Source organism: Azospirillum sp. HJ39 (assembly GCF_041507355.1).
Taxonomy (GTDB): Bacteria; Pseudomonadota; Alphaproteobacteria; order Azospirillales; family Azospirillaceae; genus Azospirillum; species Azospirillum thiophilum.
Genome location: NZ_CP167905.1, coordinates 816,908 through 833,949 on the forward strand (window position 1 = coordinate 816,908; position 17,042 = coordinate 833,949).

General features: G+C 70.2%; 12 protein-coding genes. 9 read left to right on the forward strand and 3 right to left on the reverse strand.

The annotated features are described in order from the left end of the window. Positions 1 to 4: 4 nt before the first annotated feature. Both ABMY26_RS04225 and ABMY26_RS04230 read right to left on the reverse strand, forming a co-directional pair. Positions 5 to 901, reverse strand: coding sequence for an AraC family transcriptional regulator N-terminal domain-containing protein (locus ABMY26_RS04225; RefSeq protein WP_372394250.1), 897 nt, complete (start codon positions 899 to 901; stop codon positions 5 to 7). 8 nt (positions 902 to 909) lie between these two features. Next, entirely contained in the window at positions 910 to 1,176 is a 267-nt protein-coding gene (locus ABMY26_RS04230; RefSeq protein WP_372395101.1) for an SDR family oxidoreductase, read from the reverse strand. A gap of 363 nt (positions 1,177 to 1,539) precedes the next feature. On the opposite strand from ABMY26_RS04230, the gene ABMY26_RS04235 reads away from it, so the two are divergent. The 5 genes from ABMY26_RS04235 (at position 1,540) to ABMY26_RS04255 (ending at position 11,162) form a co-directional block, all read left to right on the forward strand. Further along, positions 1,540 to 5,157, forward strand: coding sequence for a S8 family serine peptidase (locus ABMY26_RS04235; protein ID WP_372394251.1), 3,618 nt, complete (start codon positions 1,540 to 1,542; stop codon positions 5,155 to 5,157). A 1-nt stretch (position 5,158) separates the two neighbouring features. Beyond that, positions 5,159 to 6,748, forward strand: a complete 1,590-nt coding sequence (locus ABMY26_RS04240; protein WP_372394252.1) for an MBL fold metallo-hydrolase — start codon at positions 5,159 to 5,161, stop codon at positions 6,746 to 6,748. Between the two features lie 496 nt (positions 6,749 to 7,244). Beyond that, positions 7,245 to 8,282 (forward strand): putative 2-aminoethylphosphonate ABC transporter substrate-binding protein, encoded by a 1,038-nt coding sequence (locus ABMY26_RS04245; protein WP_372394253.1) that lies wholly within the window; start codon positions 7,245 to 7,247, stop codon positions 8,280 to 8,282. Between the two features lie 85 nt (positions 8,283 to 8,367). Beyond that, positions 8,368 to 9,441, forward strand: a complete 1,074-nt coding sequence (locus ABMY26_RS04250) for a putative 2-aminoethylphosphonate ABC transporter ATP-binding protein (RefSeq protein ID WP_372394254.1) — start codon at positions 8,368 to 8,370, stop codon at positions 9,439 to 9,441. Continuing rightward, the gene (locus tag ABMY26_RS04255) at positions 9,438 to 11,162 is read left to right on the forward strand and encodes a putative 2-aminoethylphosphonate ABC transporter permease subunit (protein WP_372394255.1); all 1,725 of its coding nucleotides are present in this window, start codon (positions 9,438 to 9,440) and stop codon (positions 11,160 to 11,162) included. The genes ABMY26_RS04250 and ABMY26_RS04255 overlap by 4 nt, the downstream gene beginning before the upstream one ends. Here the strand turns inward: ABMY26_RS04255 and ABMY26_RS04260 are convergent. Next, on the reverse strand, positions 11,118 to 12,053 hold the full coding sequence (locus ABMY26_RS04260; protein WP_372394256.1) for a LysR substrate-binding domain-containing protein: 936 nt from the start codon (positions 12,051 to 12,053) through the stop codon (positions 11,118 to 11,120). The two genes, ABMY26_RS04255 and ABMY26_RS04260, sit on opposite strands and share 45 nt — an antisense overlap. A gap of 81 nt (positions 12,054 to 12,134) precedes the next feature. On the opposite strand from ABMY26_RS04260, the gene ABMY26_RS04265 reads away from it, so the two are divergent. The 4 genes from ABMY26_RS04265 to ABMY26_RS04280 are packed head-to-tail and all read left to right on the forward strand — an operon-like array spanning position 12,135 to position 16,797. Further along, a complete protein-coding gene (locus tag ABMY26_RS04265; RefSeq protein WP_372394257.1) occupies positions 12,135 to 13,253 on the forward strand; it encodes a 2-aminoethylphosphonate--pyruvate transaminase in 1,119 nt (372 codons plus the stop codon). A gap of 29 nt (positions 13,254 to 13,282) precedes the next feature. Then, complete coding sequence (gene phnX / locus ABMY26_RS04270; RefSeq protein ID WP_372394258.1) at positions 13,283 to 14,128, forward strand: phosphonoacetaldehyde hydrolase; 846 nt, start codon at positions 13,283 to 13,285, stop codon at positions 14,126 to 14,128. Next, entirely contained in the window at positions 14,125 to 15,408 is a 1,284-nt protein-coding gene (locus tag ABMY26_RS04275) for an NAD(P)/FAD-dependent oxidoreductase (RefSeq protein WP_372394259.1), read from the forward strand. The genes phnX and ABMY26_RS04275 overlap by 4 nt, the downstream gene beginning before the upstream one ends. A 15-nt stretch (positions 15,409 to 15,423) precedes the next feature. Then, the gene (locus ABMY26_RS04280; protein ID WP_372394260.1) at positions 15,424 to 16,797 is read left to right on the forward strand and encodes an aspartate aminotransferase family protein; all 1,374 of its coding nucleotides are present in this window, start codon (positions 15,424 to 15,426) and stop codon (positions 16,795 to 16,797) included. Positions 16,798 to 17,042 lie beyond the last annotated feature (245 nt).

Sequence of the window (17,042 nt, forward strand, 5' to 3'; positions counted from 1 at the left end):
AATTTCATGCAGCCGGCTGCATCCGCGTCCTGGCCGCCTTCATGTCGCGGGCCGGAGGCAGCCCGAACAGGCGGCCATACTCCCGTGTGAACTGGGAGACGCTCTCATAGCCCACCGCATAGGCGGCGTTGCTGATCGTCTCCCCGTCCGCCAGCATCATCCGGCGTGCCTCGATCAGCCTGAGCTGCTTCTGAAACTGGAGCGGCGTCAGCGAGGTGAGGGCCCTGAAATGCTCATGCAGCGTGGATGGACTCATGCCGGCCACGGCCGCCAACCGTTCCACCCTGAGTGGCTTGGCGAAATCGGCCCGAATGAGCGCCACCGCCCGCGCCACGCGCCGCGCGTGGCTGTCGACCACGCCCAGGCTGCGAATGGCGCCGCCATGACGGCCGCACAACAACCAGTAATGCATCTCACGGATCAATTGAGGCTGCAGAATCGGCACCGCCGCCGGACGATCGAGAAGACGCAGCAACCGCAAGGCGGCATCACCGACTTCCCTGTCCGTCGGATCGACCCGGATCGGCGCGCCGGCGGCAAACGGCACCGATCCGATCTCCACGACGAGACTCTCGATCACCGCCGGGTCGAGGTCGAAAACGAGCGAGAAGTAGGGGGAGCCGCCGGTGGCTCGGGTGATCTGGCTGACGGTCGGAACATCCGCGGTGATCAGCAGGGACTCGCCGGCGCCGAACTCGAAGGTTCTGCTGCCCATCGTCACCCGCTTGGTTCCCTGCAGCACCAGCGCCACCAGCGGCTTGTTGATGGCATAGTGCAACGCCGTCGCGGATGTCTCGCGGATGAGCGTCAGGCCCGGAACCGGCGTCCGGACGATGCCGCTCCGGTCTGCATGCGCCCGCACATATCGGCGCACCATGTCGAGCAAGGTGTTGTCGAGCAAGCTATCGGTCATGACAGGATCCTAGGTCGCACCGATCGGCACCGCAACATCGGTCGGAAGATCAGGCAAGAAAATCCTGGTTTCCGGCAAGCCCCCAACCCTTCCCGGCTGCGTTGAGGCGGGCCCCGACCCTTTGCCATTGCCGGGCCCCCTGGCGGTCGGATGGTGCGCCCGCCATCCACCTCCAGCACGACGCCGGTTATGAAATTCGCGTCGTCCGACGCCAGATAAAGGCAGGCGCTGGCGATGTCCTCCGGCTGCGAGAGGCTCGCGATAGGGGGCGGGAATGCCCGGTCCTGACAACCGGGCCGTCATCGACAGTTTCCCGCCGGCCGCGGAACGCCGCCGAGCTTCCCAAACTTGGCAGATCGGAAGGAGGGCGATGCTACCGGCTATGGATGGACCGGCTCGGTTGACGACGGGATGCCCCGAGGGGGTTGGCCTGGACGGCAACATGAAGACCGGCTGGGCCTGCCTGCTCCGCCTCCGGAACGCGGCAGCCAGGGATCATGAAACGCTCTTGTAGGCGAACCGGCAAAAGCAGCCGGCAATCGGCGTCCTGAATTGTGGTTCCTTGTTGAATCTCGATTGTTAGCTGCGCCATCCTTTCTCCGTTCATCGTTGAGGCGGGGGAACGCATGGCAAGCACCCGATTGCTGGTGAAGGTCCGCGGTGACGTCACCCAATTCGCCAACGGCGGCAAGAAGAGCTTCGGCGCGAAAGACGACGCTCCCCGTGTGATCCTCCGGCTGCCGCCGGGCCAAGGCGCCGGTCCGATGGGGATGGCGGGCGACAGCGGCGCAGCATGGCTGAGTGTCGACGTCGGCGCCCGGGCGACGCCATGGGACGCCGCCCATGCGCTGGTCGCTCCCGGCACACGGTTCGCTGCGGGCTCGTCCGGCGTCGAGTTCGTCGAGCCGGACATCGAGCAGCAATGGCTGCCCGACGAGCCGGCCTCCGGAATGCAACGGTTCGCAGCGTCGAGCCCCTGCGCCTTCACCAACCAGGACGACCGCGGCGGCAAGGAGACCGGCCCTGGAGTGGGCTGGAACCACGCCGCCGCGTATTCCGCGTTCGACGCGGCGCTGGACCGGTTCGGTGACACGCTGGCGGCGAAGCTCGGCCGCGTGACGATCGCCCATCTCGACACCGGCTACGACCCCGGCCACATCACGAAGCCGCTCGGGCTCGATACGGACCTGCAGAGGAACTTCGTGGAGGGAGGCCCGCCCGGCAGCGCGGTGGACACCATCCCGGATGGGGCCTCGCTGAGCAACCGCGGCCACGGGACGGCGACACTGGCGCTGCTGGCCGGCGGCCCGCCTGACCGCACCGCGCCGGATTGGCAGGGGTACGCGCGGCCGATCGGCGGCGCGCCGTTCGCCCGGGTCATCCCGATCCGCATCGCCGATTGGGTCGTCCGCTTCACCACCGGCACGATGGTGCAGGGCTTCAACCATGCCATCGAAAGCGGGGCCCATGTGCTCTCCATGAGCATGGGAGGCCTCAGCTCGGCCGCGCTCACCGACGCGGTCAACCGCGCCTATGACGAGGGAATGGTGCTCGTCGCCGCGGCCGGCAACAATTTCGCCGGGCGGCCGACGCCGAAGTCGGTCGTGTTCCCGGCGCGCTACCGCCGGGTGCTGGCCGCCTGCGGCGTGATGGCCAAGGGGCGGGCCTACGCCGGGCTGCATGACGGGATCATGCAGGGCAACTATGGCCCGGAAAGCAAGATGGCGACGGCGCTCGGCGCCTTCACGCCCAACGTGCCCTGGGCCGTCATCGGCTGCTCCAAGCTGGTCGCGATGGACGGTGCCGGCACCTCCTCCGCGACGCCGCAGATCGCTGCCGCCGCCGCGCTCTGGCTGGCCGAGAATTTCGACGAGGTCATGGCCCTCAAGGAGCCCTGGATGCGGGTGGAGGCGGTGCGCAACGCGCTGTTCGCCTCGGCGGCCAAGTCGACGGCGGCCATGGACGCCGCCGAAACCCTGGAGAAGATCGGCCAGGGCGTGCTCAAGGCCGACGCCGCGCTGTCGGTGTCGTTCGCCAGGGCGGCGGCCAAGCTGACACGGCTCCCCCCGGCGGAGGCGAGCTGGAGCTGGATCAACCTGATCTTCGGCGGCGGCGTCAGCATCGCGCCGGGTGCGCCCGGCGGGCGCGAGGCGATGTTCGCGCTGGAGCTGACGCAGATGGCGCAACGGGTGGCTTCGGTCGATGCGGCCATCGGCGATTGCGACCTTCCGGGAAACCGGATCTCGCCCGCGGCCTGCCGCCGCTACCTCGAAGCGGCGCTCGACGAAGGCAACCCGTCACAGGCGCTGAAGGCGAAGCTCGAACAGATGCTGGCGCGCGCGCAATCGACGCCGGTCCGGGCGCCGCTCGCCACGGCGCCCGCGGTCAAGCGCAAGCCCAAGGAACCGCCGCCGCCCCGCCGCCGCCTGCGAACCTACGCGCTCGACCCCTCCGTCGCCAAATCGCTGTCCTCCGTCGCGGTCAACGAGGCCGTACTCAGCGTCCCCTGGGAAGAGCCGCTGCATCCCGGCCCGGTCGGCGAGTATCTGGAGGTGGTGGACGTGGACCCGGCGTCGAACCGGTTCTACGATCCGGTCGACCTCAACGAGCCGAAGCTGCTGGCACAGGACGGATGGCCGCCGTCGGAAGGCAACCCGCAGTTCCATCAACAGATGGTCTACGCGGTGGCGATGAACACCATCGGCCATTTCGAGGAGGCGCTGGGGCGCAAGGCACTGTGGGCGCCGCGCCGCACCAGGTCGCCCGAGGGCGGCCCCGGCGACTCCTATGCGGTGCCGCGCCTGCGCATCTACCCGCACGCGCTGCGCACCGACAACGCGTATTACAGCCCGGAGAAGGTGGCTCTGCTGTTCGGCTATTTCCCGGCGGCGTCGCGCCCCGGTGACGTCACGGCGCCCGGCTCGATGGTGTTCTCCTGCCTGTCGAGCGACATCGTCGCGCACGAGATGTCGCACGCCCTGCTCGATGGCCTGCACGGGCGCCTGCAGGAGGCGTCGAACCCCGACGTGCCGGCGTTCCACGAGGCCTTCGCCGATATCGTCGCGCTGTTCCAGCATTTCGCCATTCCCGAGCTGGTGCGCTTCCAGGTGGCGCAGGCGCACGGCCGGCTGAGCGCCGCGCGCCTGCTGGGCGGGCTGGCGAAGCAGTTCGGCGAGGGCACGCGGCGCGGCGGTCCGCTGCGCGACTATCTGGCGGGAGAGGTGCCCAAGCTGTCCTACGCCTCGACCACCGACGTGCATGCCCGCGGCTCGATCCTCGTCTACGCCGTGTACCAGGCGTTCCTGAAGATCGTCGACCACCGCACCGCCGACCTCATCCGCATTGCGACCGGCGGCACGGGCGTGCTGCCCGAAGGCGCGCTGCACCCCGACCTCGTCGGCCGCCTCACCGAAGAGGCGTGCAAGACGGCCCGCCATGTGCTGCGCATGTGCATCCGCGCGCTGGACTACTGCCCCGCGGTGGACATCACCTTTGGCGAGTACCTGCGCGCCCTGATCACCGCCGACCGCGATCTGGTGCCGGAGGACCGCTTCCATTACCGTGTGGCGTTCCTGGAGGCGTTCCGCGCCAGCGACATACTGCCCCGCGACGTGCGCACCGTGTCGGAGGAGACCCTGGCCTGGAGCACGATGACGGAACCGAGCCCGCCGTGGCTCGAAGCCGTCTTCACCGGCCTCGAACTGGGCTGGGACCGCGTCCACGACCGGTCGACCCTGTACGCCTCGATCGAATCCAACCGCTGGGCGGTGTGGATGCGGCTGAAGAAGGTCCTCGCCGAGGACCCCGCGCTGTGCGCGGCATTCGGTCTGAAGCGGGACGTGCCGCGCTTCGGCGACGACGGGAAGCCCCGCAAGTCCGCCGACGGGGCCACGACCTTCGAGGTCTTCAGCATCCGGCCGGCGCGGCGCGTGGCGCCGGACGGCTCGTTCCGGACGGAGGTCATCGCCACGATCCAGCAGCGCCAGGCGCTCCCGGTGAACCCTGCGAAGCCGGACGGCGCCTGGTTCTGGTTCCGCGGCGGCGCCACGCTGATCATCGACCCGCGCGAGGGGCACCGGGAGGTGCGCTACTGCATCGTCAAGAACAGCGACAGCCGGAGCCGCCAGGACCGCCAGCGGCAGACGGTGTCCGGCGGTATCCTTTCCCCGCTCCGCTCGCTCTATTTCGGGAACGCGCCGGGCGAGCCCTTCGCCATGCTGCACGCCGACACGGGAGCCTTTTGAAATGGCAGGATCACGGAAGACCAAGTCGGCACGCCGAACCTCCTCCGGCCGCAGCGCCGAGGGCAACGCCGCAGCGGACACCGGAACGGGCACCGGGCAGGCCCCGGCCGGCGGCGTGACCATCCGGCACTATTGCCAGGGCATCGGCGACTGCCACCTTCTCGGCTTTCCGAAGACGGGGGGCGGCACTTTCTGGATGATGATCGACTGCGGCGTGCACAGCTCGGTCAAGGGCGGCGCCGCCCGGATCGACGCAGCGGTGGCGGACATCGCCGCGCTCACCGGCAAGCACATCGACGTGGCGGTGGTGACGCACGAGCACACCGACCACACCTCGGGATTCCTCTCGGCGCGGGAGCGCTTCGCCGAGTTCACCTTCGGCGAACTGTGGCTGGCCTGGACGGAGGACGGGCGCGACCCGCAGGCGCGGGACCTCGACCGCTACAAGGAACAGGCGCTGGCGGCGCTGCAGTTGACCAGCCAGCGGCTCGACCGTGCCATGGGGCTGGGCGAGACCCTGGGCGCGCTGCGCACCGGCCTGGACGCACTGCTTGGCTTCACCTTCGGCGCCAAGGGCGACCGGGTGCGCGCCACGCGCGACGCCGCCGTGGCGTTGGCCAAGGGCCGGGTGCGCTACTGCGAACCGACCGACCCGCCCATCGAGTTGCCGGAGGTCCCAAACCTGCGGATCTACGTCCTGGGCCCACCCCGCGACCCGGCGCTGCTCGGCATCGCCGCGCGGTCGAGCGAGATGTACCATGCGGCGGCCAGCACCGGCTGGCCGATCGCGAGCGCGCTGGCGGGCGCCTTCGCGGCCGGCGGCGCGCCGATTGCCGACGGGGAGGACATCGCCTCGCCCTTCGATCCGAACGTCGGCACCGAACTGGAACGGATCGCCGCCTCGGCCGCCGCCGCGGTCCCGCCCGATGTCCCGGAATCGATCGCCGGGTTCGCCCGCGCGCGCTATTTCGGGCCGATGACGGATCCGGCGCCGGCGATGCTGTCCCGGCAGCCCAGGACGCCGAAGGCTGCGGCCTTCGACCAGTCGTGGCGGAGGGTCGACCTGGACTGGCTGGGCGTCAGCGCCGATCTGGCCATGCAGCTCGACAACCGGACGAACAACACGAGCCTGGTGCTCGCGTTCGAGTTCAAGGACAGTGGGCGTGTGCTCCTGTTCGCCGCCGACGCCCAGGTCGGCAATTGGCTGAGCTGGCAGAACACGCGCTGGACGGTGGACGCAGCGACGGTGACCGGGCCGGACCTGCTGGCGCGCACCGTCTACTACAAGGTCGGACATCACGGCAGCCACAACGCCACCCTGAAGGAAAAGGGGCTGGAGCTGATGACAAGCAGGGATCTCACCGCATTCATCCCGACCAACGAGGAGGATGCGAGGAAGGTGGGATGGGGCCAGATGCCGTTCGGCTCGCTTCTCCAAGCGCTGAACGACCGGTGCGGCGGCCGGGTGATCCGGGCCGACGACCCCTGGCTCGGCAACGCGGCGGGCAAGCCCGCCTTCCGGACGCCCGATGGGGCGGTCCTATCCGTACGCCACGAACCGGGCCTGTGGGTCGAGCTTGACCTGCGCTGAGTCGCCGCCCGACTTTGCGGCAGGCTGCCCCAGCCGTCCATCCCCGGGGGCGCCGCCGTCCGGGGGGACCACCGGGGGCCAGCAGCGGTGAGCGGGTCCGCATCGTGGCTGGGCCGGTGACGAAGACCGGCCCGGCGGTCGGCTTTCGCGGCCACTGGCAGGGCGCCGGGGCGTCCAGTCCGCGGCGCACCAGGTCGCCGGTGGCGGGTGCCACATAAGTCCGGGCCCTTACCGAACCTGCCGGCGGCGTCGGGGCGTTCACCTGTGCCCCTTGATCGACCCCCTCCCCGACGGACCCGGCCTGGTCCGGCGTGCAACCACGGCGGATGCGCGCATGAGCCGCCCTGGAGTCACCAAAGCTTAACGGGAGTGAACAGGCACTTGGGCGTAGAGAGGCTTCCAGTTCCGGTGCGGCGGCGACCGACTGTTCCGCGCACCGGATGCGCCGTTCCAGGACGCTCTTTCACCTCGCCCTTTGGACCACGGGAGCTTCACGATGATCCGCCGCACCATTCTGCTTGGCACCTGCGCGCTGGCCCTGCTCGCCGCCGTCACGTCCGCCTCCGCGGCCGGGGCCGCCACACGCCTGACCGTCTATACCGCGCTGGAGAACGAACAGCTCGCCCCCTACAAGAAGGCGTTCGAGGCCGACAATCCCGGCATCGAGATCGAATGGGTGCGCGATTCCACGGGTGTCGTCACCGCCAAGCTGCTGGCCGAGAAGGACAACCCGAAGGCCGACATGGTGTGGGGCCTCGCCGCCTCCAGCCTGATGATCCTCGACGCCCAGGGCATGCTGATGCCCTACCAGCCCAAGGGCGCCGAAGCGCTCAAGCCGGGCTTCCGCGACGCCAAGACCCCGCCGGCCTGGGTCGGCATGGATGCCTGGATGGCGGCCATCTGCTTCAACACGGTGGAGGCCGAGAAGAAGAAGCTGCCGAAGCCGACCTCCTGGGCCGACCTGCTGAAACCGGAATACAAGGGCCAGATCGTCATGCCGAACCCGGCATCCTCGGGCACCGGCTTCCTCGCGGTGTCGGGCTGGCTGCAGACGATGGGCGGCGACAAGGGCTGGGCCTACATGGACCGCCTGAACGACAATATCGCGCTCTACACCCATTCGGGATCCAAGCCCTGCAAGATGGCGGCGGCCGGCGAATATCCCATCGGCATCTCCATCGAATACACCGGCGCCCAGCAGAAGACCAAGGGTGCGCCGATCGACGTGATCCTGGCCTCCGACGGGGTCGGCTGGGAAATGGAGGCGACGGCCATCGTCAAGGGCACCCGCCATGTCGAGGCGGCGAAGGCCCTGGCCGACTGGGCGGCCAGCCGCAAGGCGAACGAGCAGTATGTGAACTTCTATCAGGTCACCGCGCACCCCGGCGTGACCAAGGAGACGCCGAACTATCCGAAGAACGCGGAAGCGGCGATGAACAAGACCAACGACTTCGCCTGGGCCGCCGCCAACCGCGACCGCATCCTGGCGGATTGGGAGAAGCGCTACGGCGCCAAGTCCGAGCCGAAGAGCTGATATCGGGAAGAGCCGAACCGAGCCGTCGGGCGGGTGCCTCGCGCACCCGCCCGCCATTGCCGTTTTCCGCCGGGAACACTTGCCGATGACCGACGCGCCCTATCTCCACCTCGACAGCATCGTCAAGACTTTCGGAAGCTTCGCCGCGCTGAAGGGCGTGTCGCTCGACATCCGGCGCGGGGAGTTCGTCTGCTTCCTGGGCCCGTCGGGCTGCGGCAAGACGACGCTTCTGCGCGTCATCGCCGGGCTGGACCCGCAAAGCGGCGGGCGGGTGTCGCTGGATGGGCGCGACGTGTCGCGGCTGCCGCCGTCGGCGCGCGATTACGGCATCGTCTTCCAATCCTACGCCCTGTTCCCCAACCTGACCGTTCACAGGAATGTCGCCTACGGCCTGAAGCTGGGCCGTGCCGCCGAGCGGGCGCGGGTGGAGGAACTGCTGTCGCTGGTCGGCCTGCCCGAGGCCGGCGCCAAATATCCGACGCAGCTTTCCGGCGGCCAGCAACAGCGCGTTGCGCTGGCCCGCGCGCTGGCGCCCTCCCCCGGCCTGTTGCTGCTGGATGAGCCGCTGTCGGCGCTGGACGCGCGGGTACGGCTGCATCTGCGCCGCCAGATCCGCGACCTGCACTGCCGGCTGGGCGTCACCACCATCATGGTCACGCACGACCAGGAGGAGGCGCTGACCATGGCCGACCGCATCGTCGTGATGAACAACGGCGTTATCGAACAGGTCGGCACGCCCGGCGAGATCTACCACCGCCCGGTCAGCTCCTTCGTCGCCGACTTCGTCGGGGCGATGAATTTCCTGCCGGGCGTGCTGGAGGCGCCGGGCCTGGTGCGGCTCGGCGACCATGGCTTCGAGTGCGACGGCGACCATCTGGCCTCTGCGGCGCCCGGAGCCGCCGTCACCGTCTGCCTGCGGCCGGAAGACGTACAGGTGCGCGCCGCCGGTGGCGCCAACACGCTGGAGGCAGTGATCGAGAGCCTGGAATTCCTCGGCCCCTTCCACCGTGCCCGGCTGGCCGCCGACGGGCTGGGCGATGCCCGCGTCACCGCGGACCTGTCGGCCAATCTGGTGCGCGACCTGTCGCTGGACCCCGGCCGCCGGCTGGCGGTCACCCTGCCGCGCGAGCGGCTGCGCGTGTTCGAGGCGGCGCGATGAGCGCGACGAAGACGGATGCGCTGAAATCCTCCCTCTTCGCCATCCGGCAGACCGGCCGGCCGGTGGAGCGGGGCGAGCGCTGGCTGTTCGGGTTGGGGATGGGCGGGATCGCGCTGTTCCTGGCGTTGTTCGTCCTGCTGCCGCTGTGCGCGCTGTTCCTGCGCAGCGTCTATGACCGCGACGGCGCCTTCGTCGGGCTTGCCAATTTCGCCGCCTTCCTGGAGGCGCCGGCGCTGACCCGGTCGGTGGTCAACAGCCTGGCGCTGTCGCTGCTGGCCACGGCCATCACGGTGACGCTGGCCTTCCTCTTCGCCTTCTGCCTGACCCGCACCCATATGGCGGGAAAGGGGCTGCTCCGGCTTCTGGCGCAGATCCCCCTGCTGGCACCGTCGCTGCTGCCGGCCATCGCGCTGGTCTATCTGTTCGGCAACAAGGGCATCCTGCGCGGCCTGCTGATGGGCGAGAGCATCTACGGCCCCATCGGCATCGTGATGGGCGAGGTCTTCTATGCCTTCCCCCATGCGGTGATGATCCTGACCGTGGCGCTGTCGACCTCCGACGCCCGTCTGTACGAGGCGGCGGAGGCGCTGGGCGCCGGAGCCTGGAAACGCTTCGTCACCATCACCCTGCCCGGCGCGCGCTATGGCCTGATCTCCGCCATCTTCGTGGTGTTCACGCTGGTGATCACCGATTTCGGCGTGCCCAAGGTGATCGGCGGCTCCACCAACATGCTGGCGACCGATGTCTACAAGCAGGTGGTGGGCCTGCAGAATTTCGGCATGGGCGCGGTGGTCGGCATCGTCCTGCTGCTGCCGGCGGTCCTGGCCTTCGTCGCCGACTGGCTCGGCCAGCGCCGGCAGATGGCGCTGCTGTCCGCCCGCTCGGTGCCGTTCCAGCCACGCCTGAACCCGGTCGGCGACCGGCTGGCCTTCCTGTTCTGCGCGCTGGTCGGCGGCCTGCTGCTGGGGCTGCTGGGCGTGGCCGGCTTCGCCTCCATCGTCACCTTCTGGCCCTACGACCTGACGCCGACGCTGGCGAATTACGATTTCGCGCAGTTCGACGCGGCGGGATGGGGCAGCTACGCCAACAGCCTTTCCCTGGCCTTCTGGACCGCGCTGGCCGGCACCGCCATCGTCTTCACCGGCGCCTGGCTGGTGGAGCGGGCGCCGGGCCGCGCGGCGATGAAGGGGATGGTGCGGCTGATGGCGATCCTGCCGCTTGCGGTGCCGGGGATGGTTCTCGGCCTTGCCTACATCTTCTTCTTCAACGCACCATGGAACCCGCTGGGCTGGCTCTATCACGGCATGGCGATTCTGGTCCTGGCGACGGTGGCGCATTTCTACACCGTCAGTCACCTGACCGCCGTCACCGCCCTGAAGCAACTGGATGCCGAGTTCGAGGCGGTGTCGGCCAGCCTGAAGGTGCCGGTCTGGTCGACCTTCCTGCGGGTGACGGTGCCCTTGTGCCTGCCGGCCATCCTCGACATCGCCATCTATTTCTTCGTGAATGCCATGACCACGGTGTCGGCGGTGGTTTTCCTCTACTCCCCCGAAACCAAGCCGGCCTCGGTCGCCGTGCTGAACATGGACGATGCCGGCGAGGTGGCGGGGGCCGCCGCCATGGCGATGGTGATCGTCCTCACCTCCGCCGCGGTGCGGGCACTGCATGCCCTGCTGTCACGGGCGCTGCAGGCGCGGACCCAGGCGTGGCGGCGGCGCTGAGGCCGGAAAGGCTGCCTCCGCCGCCACCTCCCGCGCCAGATCCAGGAAGGCGCGCACCACCGCCAGCCGGCGGCGTTCGCGCAGGCAGACCACATACTCATCCATCTCGATCCCGGTCCCGGATATCGGCAGCAGGACCAGCCGCCCGTCGCCGGTGAATTCGGCAGCCGAGGTGAAGCCGATGCCCAGCCCGGCCACCACCGCCTCCACCACCGCCTCGCGGCTTTGAATCTCGATGACCGAGGCGGGCGTGACCTCCGCCTCGGCCAACGCACGCTCGACCAGCCGGCGGGTCATCGATCCCGGTTCGCGCAGCACCAGCCGCTCCGTCGCCAGATCGGCCAGCGACACCGCCCGCCGCCGCGCTAGCGGATGCGCCTTCGGCACCAGCGCCCGCACCGGATCGCGCCGCAGCGGCAGCACATAGAGCCGCGAATCCCCGGGCACGTCGGCCAGCACCGCCACGTCGATGCGCGTTTCCATCAGCCCTTCCAGCATGGCGCGCGAGTTGCCGACCGCCAGCGTCACCGTCGGCCCCGGATGGGCACGGGTGAAGCAGGCGATCAGCGGCACCGCATGGAACGGCCCGTCGGCCCCCACCGCCAGCGTGCCGCCGTCCAGGTGCCGCACCCCGGCCAGCAGTTCCATCGCCTCCTGTTCCGCCGCGAGCAGGCGGCGGGTGACGGCGAACAGGGCTGTGCCGATCTCGGTCAGCGCCACCTGGCGGTTGGAGCGGTCGAACAGGGTGACGCCATAGGTTTCCTCCAGCGCCTTCACCTCCTGCGAGCAGGTCGGCTGCGTCACGTTCAGCAGGCGCGCCGCCTTGGTGAAGCCCCCCTCCGTCGCCACCGCGTGGAAGGCGCGAAGCTGGGCGAAGTTCATTGATTTCATCTATGGACCCATAGGCCGAATGGATTGGATTTATGATAGGCGAAGCGGCGTCATGAGGCCATTCCGACCGTGAGATCCCCCATGCCCGATTCCGTGCCCTATCTGCTAACTCCGGGTCCGCTGACCACCTCCGCCACCGTCAAGCAGGCGATGCTGCGCGACTGGGGTTCGCGCGATGGCCGCTTCATCGCGCTGAACGCCGCCATCCGCGACCGACTGGTGCGTCTGGCCGGCGGCGGCGCCGACAGCCATGTCGCGGTGCCGGTCCAGGGCTCCGGCACCTTCGCGGTCGAGGCGATGATCGGCACGCTGGTGCCGCGTGCCAGCCGGCTGCTGGTGCTGGTCAACGGCGCCTACGGCACCCGCATGGTCCGCATCGCCGAGGTCGCCGGGCGGGCGGTCACGGCGCTGGAGACGGCGGAGGATCAGCCGGTATCGCCCGCGGCACTGGCCGAGGCGCTGGATTCCGACCCGGCGATCACCCATGTCGCCGTCGTCCAGTGCGAAACCACCTCCGGCATCCTCAACCCGATCGAGGCGGTCGCCGAGGTCACCCGGTCACGCGGCCGCGCCCTGCTGGTCGACGCCATGAGCGCCTTTGGCGCGCTGCCGCTGGACATGGCGGCGCTTGGAGCGGTGGCGGTCGCCGCATCCTCCAACAAATGCCTGGAGGGCGTGCCGGGCATGGGCTTCGTCATCGCCCGCCGCGATGCGCTGGAGGCGACGAAGGGCAACGCCCATTCCCTGTCGCTCGACCTGCACGACCAGTGGCGCGGGTTCGAGGCGAACGCGCAGTGGCGCTTCACCCCGCCCACCCATGTGGTCGCCGCCTTCGCCCAGGCGCTGGACGAGCATGAGGCGGAAGGCGGGGTCGCGGGGCGCGGCGCGCGCTACCGCGGCAACGCCGCCATCCTGATCGACGGCATGCGGGCGCTGGGCTTCGAGACGCTGCTGCCCGACAGCCTGCAGGCCCCGATCATCGTCACCTTCCGCATGCCGGCCGATCCGGCCTTCGTCTTCGCCGGCTTCTACGACCGGCTGCGCGAGCGCGGCTTCGTGATCTATCCCGGCAAGCTGACGGTGGCCGACAGTTTCCGCATCGGATGCATCGGCCGGCTGGGGGCGACGGAGATGACCGCCGCCATCGCCGCCATCCGCGCCACGCTGGCCGAGATGGGCGTCGCTTCCGGCGCTCCCTGACCATTCCTTTCGCTCGAAAGCCAGATCCGATGAGCCCCACCCCCATGAACTTCGTCTATTCGCGCCGCTACACCGGCCCGCTCCAGGCCGTCATCCTCGACTGGGCCGGGACCACGGTCGACCATGGCTGCCTCGCCCCGGCCGGCGCCTTCATGGAAGCCTTCCGACGCTCCGGCGTCTCGATCACGCTGGAGCAGGCCCGCGCCCCGATGGGCATGGCCAAATGGCACCATATCCAGGCGATCACCCGCATGGCCCCGGTGACCGATGCCTGGACCGAGGTCCATGGCGCCGCCCCGGCCGACGCCGATGTCGACCGCCTCTACGACACCTTCCTGCCCCTGCAGGTGGAGGTGGTGGAGCGGCATTCCAACCTGATCCCCGGCGCGGCGGAGACGGTCGCCGCCATGCGGGCGCGCGGGCTGAAGATCGGCTCGACCACCGGCTATCCCCGCCCGGTGATGGATGTGGTGCAGCGCGTGGCGGCGGCACAGGGCTACCAGCCCGACATCACCGTCTGCGCCGGGGAGACGCCGGCCGGGCGTCCCGGACCGGCGATGGCGCTGCGCTGCGTCGTCGAACTGTCGGTTTCGCCGGTGGAGGCCTGCGTCAAGATCGGCGACACCGTGGTCGATGTCGAGGAGGGGTTGAACGCCGGAATGTGGACCATCGCGGTGGCCGACACCGGCAACGAGGTCGGCCTGCCGCTGGCCGACTGGCAGGCGCTGGCACCTGGACGGCGCGACGCGCTGCATGCCGCGGCCTCCGACCGGCTGGCGCGGGCCGGCGCCCATTACGTGGTCCGGTCGCTGGCCGAGGCGATGCCGCTGCTCGATGCCATCGAGGCCCGGCTGGCCCGCGGCGAGAAGCCTTGACCGCACCCCCTGCCGCCACTCCCGCCAACATCGAAAGCGCCGACATCGTGGTGGTCGGCGCCGGCATCCTGGGGCTGGCGGTCGCCTGGGCCCTGGGGCAGGCGCTGGGACGTGACGGCGGCCGGTCGGTTCTGGTGGTCGACCGCCATCCGCCGGCCACCCAGGCGACGGCCCGGGCAGCCGCCCTTCTGACCCGCGCCCGCGGCGATGCGGCGACGGCGGCGCTGGTGCGCGACACCTACGCCGCGATCGCGGCATTGGAAGACGAGTTGGCGGAGGATCTCGGCCTGCGGCGGGTCGGCACCCTGCATGTCGCCGCCAGCGCCGCGCGTGTCGATGCCCTGCGTGCCCTGGTCGCCGGCAACGCCGATCCGGGCGCCGATCCTGTCGCTGATCCTGTCGAATGGCTGGACGGCGACGGAGCCGCCCGCCTCGCCCCCTGCCTGTCGGCGGAGGCCATCCAACGCGCCGCCTTCATGCCGCTGGACGGCTTCATCGATCCGGTCCGGCTGGCCGATGCCTACCGCCGTTCCGCCCGCCGCTCCGGCGTCCGGATCAGGAATGGCCTGTCGGTGCGGGCGATCCGGGTGGCGCGCGGCCATGTGGCGGGCATCGACACCGACCACGGCTTCATTGCCGCTCCGGTGGTGGTGAATGCAGCGGGCGCCTGGGCGGCCGGACTGGCGTGGTCCGCCGGGGTCGGCCTGCCGCAGGCCCCGGTGCGCAGCCAATATTGGATCACCGGGCCGCGGCCCGACCTGTTCCCCCGGGATCTGCCCGTCCTGGTCATGCCCGATGCCGGCGCCTATGCCCGCCCCGAACTGGGCGCGCTGCTGTTCGGGCTGCGCGGACGCCGGTCGATGGCCTTCGACCCGGCCCGGCTTCCCGCCGACACCGCCGGACTGGAGCTTGCCGACTCCGATGGCGGGTGGGAGACGCTGGAGGAGGGCTGGCATGCGCTGGCGCGGCTCTGTCCGCCGCTGCTCCAGGCCGGCATCGCCCATTACGTCTCCGGCCTCTCCACCTACACCGCCGACGGCCGGTTCGCCCTGGGACCGGTCCCGGATGTGGAGGGGCTGTTCATGGCGACGGGCTGCTGCGGTGCGGGCATCGCCGCATCGGGCGGCATCGGCCGGTCCGTGGCGGCCTCCGTCCTGGGCCGGCCCGAACCGGTGGAGCTTTCCCATTTCGCACCCGGCCGGCTTGGCGCCGTCGATCCCTTTTCCCCGGCGCTGCGCGATGCCTGCGCCGCCGCACGCTCCGGCAAGACCGCCGGCTGACAGAAGGATGCCCCGATGCAGGCCGACCGTTCCGAAGGCGACATCAACCTCGGGCCGCGACGCGCGCACTGGATGGCCGACACGCTCGGCCCCCGGTCCCGCGCGACGGTGGAGCGCGATGCCGCCGCCTTCCTGAGACAGTCCCTGTCCACCCCCTGCCTGTCGGCGATCCGCAAGGCGGAGGGCATCTGGATCGAGGACATGGACGGCCGCCGCTTCATGGATTTCCACGGCAACAGCGTCCATCACATCGGTTATGCCCATCCCCGGCTGGTGGCGGCGCTGAAGGCGCAGATGGACGATCTGACCTTCGCCCCGCGCCGCTTCGCCTGCGAGCCGGCGGCGGAGTTGGCGGAACGGCTGGCGGCACTGGCCCCGACCGGCCCCGGCAGCCGCGTGCTGTTCGCGCCCGGCGGGTCGGAGGGGATCGAGATCGCGCTCAAGCTGGCCCGTGTCGCCACCGGCCGGTTCAAGACCGTCTCCTTCTGGGACGCCTTCCATGGCGCCGGTTTCGGTGCGTCCGGGGTCGGTGGCGAGGCGCTGTTCCGCTCCCACGGGATCGGGCCGCTGCTGCCGGGGACCGAACATGTGGCGCCCTTCGCCTGCGCCCGCTGTCCCTACGGCTTCGATCCGGCGCCCGGCGGCGGTCCGGACCTGGACAGCTGCCGGATGACCTGCGCGCGGATGCTGCGCTATGTGCTGGAGAAGGAGGGGGATGTCGCCGCCGTGGTGGCGGAGCCGGTGCGCGCCGTGCCCTACGTGCCGCCGCCGGGCTTCTGGGCGGAGGTGCGGAGGGCCTGCGATGCAACCGGCGCCCTGCTGATCTTCGATGAAATCCCGACCGGCCTGGGCAAGACCGGCAGCCTGTTCAGCCACGGGCCGTTCGGCGCGCGGCCGGACATCCTGGTGCTGGGAAAGGCGCTGGGCGGCGCCATGCTGCCGCTGGCCGCGGTGATCGCCCGCGCCGGGCTGGACGTGGCCGCCGACCGTGCGCTCGGCCATTACACCCACGAGAAGAACCCTCTGCTCGCCCGCGCAGGCCTGGCCACCCTGGACATCATCCGGGACGAAGGGCTGGTGGAGCGCGCCGCGGATCTCGGTACCCTCGCCATGGATCGCCTGCGCGAGCTGACCTCCGTGCTCCCCGGCATCGCCGGAATCCGGGGGACCGGGCTGTTGATCGGGGTGGAGCTTGGCGATCATGACGGCCGCAGCGGCGCGGATCGGGCGGAGGCGGCCTTCTACGCCGCGCTCGCCGGCGGCGTCAGCCTGAAGATATCCCAAGGGACGGTGCTGACTCTGTCCCCGCCCCTGACCATTGCCCGCTCCGACCTGGAACTGGCCCTGGCAGTCGTCACGCGGGCCATCGCGGCAACGGCATCCGAATGACGGAGCCTTGACCGGAACGACATCGGGATGGGCGGCATCGGCCGCGGCCACGCCAGTCGGCGCCGAACGCCGGCACTTGCGGCATCAGGACGATCCGTTCGCCCGGCCGGGCGAGAAGCACGCGCGGGTCGGCGGCGCAGGCGGCCGCCCGCCGCTCCCGTTCCCCCTTGCGGACATGGTAAAGCCGCATCGCCCACACCCCGAGCCGGATGAGGTAGTCCGCAAGCTGGCTGTGGGCGGCGTGA

Bases quoted from the DNA above. Each gene is read 5' to 3' on its own strand.
- ABMY26_RS04245 (WP_372394253.1), top strand. From the start codon at position 7,245: ATGATCCGCCGCACCATTCTGCTTGGCACCTGCGCGCTGGCCCTGCTC.
- ABMY26_RS04260 (WP_372394256.1), bottom strand. From the start codon at position 12,053: ATGAAATCAATGAACTTCGCCCAGCTTCGCGCCTTCCACGCGGTGGCG.
- ABMY26_RS04240 (WP_372394252.1), top strand. From the start codon at position 5,159: ATGGCAGGATCACGGAAGACCAAGTCGGCACGCCGAACCTCCTCCGGC.
- ABMY26_RS04280 (WP_372394260.1), top strand. From the start codon at position 15,424: ATGCAGGCCGACCGTTCCGAAGGCGACATCAACCTCGGGCCGCGACGC.
- ABMY26_RS04255 (WP_372394255.1), top strand. From the start codon at position 9,438: ATGAGCGCGACGAAGACGGATGCGCTGAAATCCTCCCTCTTCGCCATC.
- phnX (WP_372394258.1), top strand. From the start codon at position 13,283: ATGAGCCCCACCCCCATGAACTTCGTCTATTCGCGCCGCTACACCGGC.
- ABMY26_RS04250 (WP_372394254.1), top strand. From the start codon at position 8,368: ATGACCGACGCGCCCTATCTCCACCTCGACAGCATCGTCAAGACTTTC.
- ABMY26_RS04235 (WP_372394251.1), top strand. From the start codon at position 1,540: ATGGCAAGCACCCGATTGCTGGTGAAGGTCCGCGGTGACGTCACCCAA.
- ABMY26_RS04265 (WP_372394257.1), top strand. From the start codon at position 12,135: ATGCCCGATTCCGTGCCCTATCTGCTAACTCCGGGTCCGCTGACCACC.